At 68.2% G+C, this 5,081-nt stretch carries 4 protein-coding genes; all 4 read right to left on the bottom strand.

The features are described from left to right. Positions 1–100: 100 nt before the first annotated feature. Genes AB2L27_RS20005 through AB2L27_RS19990 form a run of 4 tightly spaced genes read right to left on the bottom strand, consistent with a single transcriptional unit; the run spans position 101 to position 4,918 of the window. Positions 101–607: a nucleotidyl transferase AbiEii/AbiGii toxin family protein gene (locus AB2L27_RS20005; RefSeq protein WP_370443253.1), complete on the bottom strand. Its 507-nt coding sequence runs from the start codon at positions 605–607 to the stop codon at positions 101–103. Then, a complete protein-coding gene (locus AB2L27_RS20000; RefSeq protein ID WP_370443252.1) occupies positions 607–945 on the bottom strand; it encodes a hypothetical protein in 339 nt (112 codons plus the stop codon). Before AB2L27_RS20000 ends, AB2L27_RS20005 begins: the two co-directional genes overlap by 1 nt. Further along, entirely contained in the window at positions 942–4,085 is a 3,144-nt protein-coding gene (locus AB2L27_RS19995; RefSeq protein ID WP_370443251.1) for a type I restriction endonuclease subunit R, read from the bottom strand. The genes AB2L27_RS20000 and AB2L27_RS19995 overlap by 4 nt, the downstream gene beginning before the upstream one ends. Continuing rightward, positions 4,082–4,918 carry a restriction endonuclease subunit S domain-containing protein gene (locus AB2L27_RS19990; RefSeq protein ID WP_370443250.1) on the bottom strand — a complete coding sequence of 279 codons (837 nt, stop codon included), beginning with the start codon at positions 4,916–4,918 and terminating at the stop codon, positions 4,082–4,084. Before AB2L27_RS19990 ends, AB2L27_RS19995 begins: the two co-directional genes overlap by 4 nt. Between the last annotated feature and the right edge of the window lie 163 nt (positions 4,919–5,081).

The raw sequence follows: 5,081 nt of genomic DNA, 5'->3' as shown, positions 1-5,081 counted from the left end.
GCTGGCTCGGGATTACGAGCGGACGGTGGCCTCGGCGGTGGCGATGGTGCAGATCGCTTACAGCCGGGTGATGCTGCGGCGGTTGACCCGCTCGGCCCCCTCAACCCTTTGAGGACAGCTTCTCAGCAAGTTTGAGGAGTTCCTCGTCGGTGTACACGCCGGTCCTGCGGATCGCGTCGACGTCGAGGAAGTCCCGGGCCTCGGCGCGCGAGAACAGCGCCCCCACCTTGTTGGCGACCGCGTCGTCCCGGCTCAGGACCGGCCCCACCTCGAGAACCGTCGCCGGGTGCTCCCGCCAGTCGACGGCGAGGTCCACCTCCAGAACCGCTCCGTCCTCGGCGGACACCTCGAGGCGTGCGAAGACGTCCGCGCGACGAACCTCCTCGACGCGGTACCCCGCCGTCCGCAAGGCGGCAGTCCCCACCTCGACGGCCTCGGCGAACCCGCCGGCGTCCAGGGAATCGGTGAAGAGGTCCACGTCCTCGGTGGGCCGGTCGATCATCGCGTGCTCCCGGATGGCCCCTGAACCCGCCAGCACGAAACCGTGGTCGGCGGTGGCGGCGAGCAGCAGTCGGGTGACGTGCCGCTGGCGCGCGAGCAGGTCCATCAACCGGCCACGTCCGCGGAGGCGTTGGACGTCAGCACCGGGAACGCGTCCTCCCAGAGGGCACGGCAGCGCACGGGGAGGATCAGGTCACGCCACACGCGGACCAGGGCGGCGGCGTCGAGGAGTTCCTGCTGCTGCCGCACCGTCCCCTCGCGAACAACGGCCTGGTACCCCCAGACCAGCTCGGAGGGGTCGTCGAGGTCCACGACGCGGCTCGGCCCCCAGTGGACGGAGTGGGGCAGTTCGAGGTGGCCGCCGGTGGGCCCGGTCAGGAGGTCGAGGGAGGGCGGGACGTCGTAGGGCACGACGTCCTGGTAGCGGATCCGGGGCGCGTTCACGCCGCCTCACCACCCCGGATGCGCCGGTAGGCCTCCTTGCGCATGAACTCCACGAGCACCACCTGGAAAGCGGGGTCGTCGAAGTACTTGGTGAACAACGCCTCGTTGGCGTTCTGCCGGTCGATGACGAAGTCGTCGACCCGCTTGTCGAAGCGGTACCCGAAATTCTCCTCGGAGTTCTCCAGCGCCACCGCACGCATCTCCGGGTCCTGGGTGCTCTGCACCACGTACTGCTCGACGAGGAGGGTGTCCGCCTCCCCGAGGTCGAGCCCGAACTTGGAGTTCAGGGCGGCGATGATCTCGGACAGCCGCACCTTCTCCGGGTCGTTCTGGGCTCCCGCCCCGCCGCCCGCGGCCGGGGGGAGGCCGTCCTCTCCGTCACCGGCGGCGAGGGACACGTCGTGCTCGCCGGTGATCTGCGTGCGCAGGTGGGTCAAGGTGGCGGCGTCGCTGATGTCGACGTCACCGTCCTCTCCCTCCAGCTTCGGCAGGCGCTTGAGGAGGGCGCTCCCGTAGTAGAAGAGCTCCTCGAGGTCCACCTCGTGCCAGGTGATGACCTGCCCGAGGAAGGCGTACATGCGGACGAAGTCCCTCAGAGCGGTGCGGAAGTCCTCCTGGTCCGCTGGTTCCGGCATGGCCAGGTACCGCTCGCGCGCAGCGTCGGTCGTGGCGTAGAGGACTTCGTTGCCGCTCAGTTCGCCCGTGAGGAGGGCCGCGACGAACGTGCTCACGTCGACGGGGTGGACGATGGCGTGCCCCTCGATCCGCTGCTGCAGCGTGTAGAGCAGGTTCGGGTCGGTCGGTTCGGTCCAGGTCGTCTCGAAGAACGGCCGGAAGGCCTCCTTGACGTCCTCGGCGTCGTTGGCGAAGTCGAGGACGAAGGTCCCCTCCTTGCCCGGTGTCGTCCGGTTCAGCCGGGACAGGGTCTGGACGGCCTTGACCCCATCCAGCTTCTTGTCGACGTACATGGTGTGGAGCAGGGGTTCGTCGAAACCGGTCTGGTACTTCTCGGCGACGATGAGCACCTGGTAGTCGGACTCGTCGAACGGGTCCTCGCCCTTGAAGCGGGCCGCTGTCTCCGTCTCGGGGATGGGGTGGCCTGCGCGGTCGCGGTTCAGCCGGGGTTCGGTCCACTCCTCGCCGGGGACGTCGGGGTCCTCGACCTTCCCGGAGAACGCGACGAGGGCCTTGACGTCCTGGTACCCCTTGCCGGCGATGTACTTCTCGATCGCCTGGTGGTAGCGCACGGCGTGCAGGCGGGAGCGGGTGACCACCATCGCCTTGGCGCGCCCGCCGATCTTGCCCGCGGTGACCGTGCGGAAGTGCTCCACGATGATCTCGGCCTTCTGGGCCAGGTTGGAGGGGTGCAGGCTCACGAACCGGGCGAGCTTCTGGCTGGCCTTGCGCTTGTCGACCTCGGGGTCGCTCCCGGCGGACCCCTCGACGGTCTCGGCACCGTTGGCGAGGCGGTAGTACGTCGCGTAGGTGACGTAGTTGGCGAGCACGTCGAGGATGAACCCCTCGTCGACGGCCTGCCGCATCGAGTAGAGGTGGAACGCCTCGTGACGGAACCCGCTGTCCCTGGTGGGGTCGGGGATCTTCTCGCCGAACAGCTCCAGCGTCTTCTGCTTGGGGGTGGCGGTGAAGGCGAAGAACGACAGGTTCGCCTGCCTTCCCCGGTCACGTGCGCTGGCCAGGAGGAGATCACCGACGTCCGCGCTCAGCGCGTCCTCGGGGTCGTTCGCTTGCTCCTCCGCCGCGTCTGCCGCTTCGGCGGCGGCCAGCGCGTCGGGGCCGGTCCCGAGCACGGACTTCAGCCCCTTCGCGGCCTCCCCCGACTGCGAGGAGTGCGCCTCGTCGACGATGACGGCGTACCGCTTGCCGCCGCCGACAGCACCGACGGCCTTCTTGACGACGGGGAACTTCTGCAGCGTGGTGATGACGATCTGCGCCGTGGACCCGGTGAGGGCGTCCGCGAGCTGCTGGGAGTTCTTGTCGATGCGTTCGACGACGCCGGGGGTGTGGTCGAACTGCGCGATGGTCTCCTGCAGCTGCCGGTCCAGGACGACCCGGTCGGTGACGACGACGACCTTGTGGAAGACCTTCGCGTCCGGCCCGAGGTCCTTCGCCGTCCCCTGCAGCGAACTCGCGTCGGTGGCGGTGTGCAGGGTGGAGAGCCGGTGGGCGAGCCACGCGATGCTGTTGGACTTCCCCGAGCCCGCCGAGTGCTGCAGCAGGTACGCCCGGCCCGGCCCGTGGGTGGAGGCGTGGGCGTCGAGCTTCTTCACGACGTCCCACTGGTGGTAACGGGGGAAGATCGTCGTGGTCTTCGCGGCCTTCTTGCTCGTGCCGGGTTCGTGCTCGACGTGGACGAAGCGGTGCAGGAGGTCCAGCCAGGCGTCGCGCTGCCAGACCTGCTCCCACAGGTAGCGGGTGCGGTAGCCGGTGGTGGAGAACGGGTTGCCCTGCCCCCCGTGCCGGCCCGGACCGTTCGAGCCCTGGTTGAAGGGCAGGAAGTACGCCTGCGGGCCGACGGTCGTGGAGAGGAAGACGAGGTCGGGGTCGACGGCGAAGTGCACGACCGTCCGCTTGGCAAAGATGAGGTCGGTCGGGTACCGCTGCTCCCGGTACTGCTTCTTCGCCTGCTCCACGCCCTGCCCGGTGAGGGGGTTCTTCAGCTCGGCCGTCGCGACGGGGACGCCGTTGAGCGAGAGCAGCAGGTCGAGGGAGTCGTGCGGGTGCGACTCGGAGTGGTGGACCTGGCGCGTTACCGTGAGGCGGTTGGCGGCGTAGGCCTGCTGCAGGCTCGCGGTAATGCCGTGAGCGGGCTTGAACTGGGCGAGCTTGATCAGCTGCCCCTTGTTCTTCACCCCGTGGCGCAGGACGTCGATGACGCCGCGGGAACTGAGCTCGCTCGCCACCCACTGCGCGAACTGCTGCTGCGCCGTGTCGGCATCGGGGTACTGCGCGACGACCTTGGCCCACTTCGCGGCCTGGGTGGCGCCGATGAAGGTGAACAGCTCCCCCGTGTCCAGGCCGAGGTCGCGGCGGTAGGCGGTCGGGTCGCCCTGGAGCCAGCCGTGGGCGATGAGGTGGGCCTCGATGGTGGCCTCGAACGCGGCCTCGGAGTGGACACTCACGTCATTGAGACCTTTCGGGCGGTAGCGACGTCGAACTGGCCGGTGACGGCGGCAGTGATGAGGGCTTGCTTGCGTTCTTCGAGGAGTCGGATGCTCGACGTCAACGCCGCCACGGCGGCTCCGTGTCCGACTCGGGCGATCTCCAGGTCAGCGATCAGGGATTCTTGCTCGACGCGCGTGCGAATCGCGATGGTCAGCCGCTTGAGGTGCTCGACACCGAAGTGCTTCTGGATGGATCCGCTCGCTTGCCCGGTGACTCCGTCCCGGCCACTCCGGCTGTTCAGGAAGTAGACCAGGTAGTCGGGGTGCAGTCTCGCCGCTGGCCGAGCGATGACGACATCGATGCTGTTGGAACCGACGAGGCTGCTCGGAACCCTGGCCGCCGCCCCTGCGAGACCGGTGCGGACGATGACCACATCGTTATCCCGCAACGTCGAGCGAGGGTTGGCCGCATGGCCAGCACGGGAGATCTGCACCATCTCGCTCTCGTCACCGATGCTCCACGGCCGGACATCCACGCCTCGCAGGGCGCGTACCCCGCCGGTGGTGACGTACAGCGCCGCGGGCTGGATCACGATGCCTACGGCAACTTCGCGCAACAGGTGCCTGACCGGCATCTTGGGGGCACCCAGAGGACTCATCGCTGAGTCCAGTACCGCATCCCACCGCTCTTGAATGAGCCGGATTTGCCTCTCTCGTGTGGCAATCAGGGATCCAGTGGCGCCGACCTGCACGTCGAGAAAGTCCGCAATCTTGCGCTGCTCATGCAGAGAGAATTCCGCAACAGGGAACGAGGCAACATAATCCGCCGGAACTCGCTGCAGCCCAGCCACCCCTTGAAAAGCGGCGACACCTCCACCCAGAAAAGGGGCTCTTCGGATCTGATGGTGGGAAGGCCGTCCTGACCTGAGGGTCGGAGAGCGGACCGGGGCGACTCGCCGCGACGGGCACCTGCCGGGCAGGTGGGGTCGAGGCCGTCAGGATCAGAAGCGACCA

The sequence above is a fragment of the Kineococcus halophytocola genome, from assembly GCF_041276425.1.
GTDB lineage: Bacteria > Actinomycetota > Actinomycetes > Actinomycetales > Kineococcaceae > Kineococcus > Kineococcus halophytocola.
This window is presented reverse-complemented; position numbering and strand designations above follow the sequence as displayed.